General features: G+C 70.2%; 1 protein-coding gene. It reads right to left on the reverse strand.

The features are described 5' to 3' along the window. Positions 1 to 467, reverse strand: a 467-nt coding sequence (locus tag BGN95_RS06295; RefSeq protein WP_286772000.1) for an efflux RND transporter periplasmic adaptor subunit, incomplete at both ends; no start/stop codon positions are given.

Here is a 467-nt window from a genome sequence, read left to right on the forward strand (position 1 = left end):
TTGGCGGCCCCGCCGCTGGCGAGGATACGAGCCTGCACAAGCTGGCCCGGGGCGAGTGTGCTGCCGCCAGAGGTCGGCGTGATGACGACGGTCGCGGTCCGCGATTGCGGATCGACGACGCCGGTCGACGAACGTACGCGGCCCTCGATCTTGCGGCCATCGGTGGTGGTCAACTCCACCCTGTCACCTTCTCGGACCCGGCCTGCATCGGCGGGGGGAACGCTAGCCGTGATCTGAAGCCGGCGCGGGTCGGCGACGCGGAACAGCTCGGTTTCAGCCGCGACGAACTGGCCAAGATTGGCACCAGCATTGGTGACGCGCCCCGAGACGGGGCTGACGACCGCAACCGATCGGCCGTCACCTGATACGCGGGCAGCGCCTGCGGCGGCGCTAGCGCGCCGGGCATCGGCCTGGGCGACCGCCAGATTGGCTTGTGCGGCTTCATAGTCAGCGCGGGGGGTGACGCC

The sequence above is a fragment of the Sphingomonas sp. 66-10 genome (assembly GCF_001897045.1).
Classification (GTDB): domain Bacteria; phylum Pseudomonadota; class Alphaproteobacteria; order Sphingomonadales; family Sphingomonadaceae; genus Sphingomonas; species Sphingomonas lycopersici.